The sequence below is a fragment of the Streptococcus sp. KR genome, from assembly GCF_002238115.1.
GTDB lineage: Bacteria > Bacillota > Bacilli > Lactobacillales > Streptococcaceae > Streptococcus.
Map to the genome: position 1 here is coordinate 1 of NZ_NGVM01000216.1, position 326 is coordinate 326.

Consider the following 326-nt stretch of genomic DNA (forward strand, 5'->3'; position numbering starts at 1 on the left):
TCAAAAACTAGCTATTAAACTTAAGCATCTCGCGGATTTAGCTTATCCAGCAGTTGATCAAGACGACCCGGAGCGTGATGAAGTGGTTTATTACGCCAATAGATTATTACGGCTTATAGCTGATCGCGAGCGGAGATCAGAGGCAATGATTAAATTAGCTAAGACTTTGCCTAATCGCGATCTAGAAATCTTAATGAGCATTCCTGGTATCGCTGAAATAACTGCTGTCCGAATTCTAGCCGAATTAGGCGACATTAGAAGATTCAGTAATCCAAACAAGATAAATGCTTTTGTTGGTATTGATCCAGGTAGATATCAATCAGGGG

1 protein-coding gene is annotated in these 326 nt (G+C 40.5%); it reads left to right on the plus strand.

The genetic code is table 11. From position 1 onward, the window contains the following. A partial coding sequence (locus tag CBI42_RS11670; RefSeq protein WP_142294151.1) for a transposase occupies window positions 1-326 on the plus strand: 326 nt, incomplete at both ends.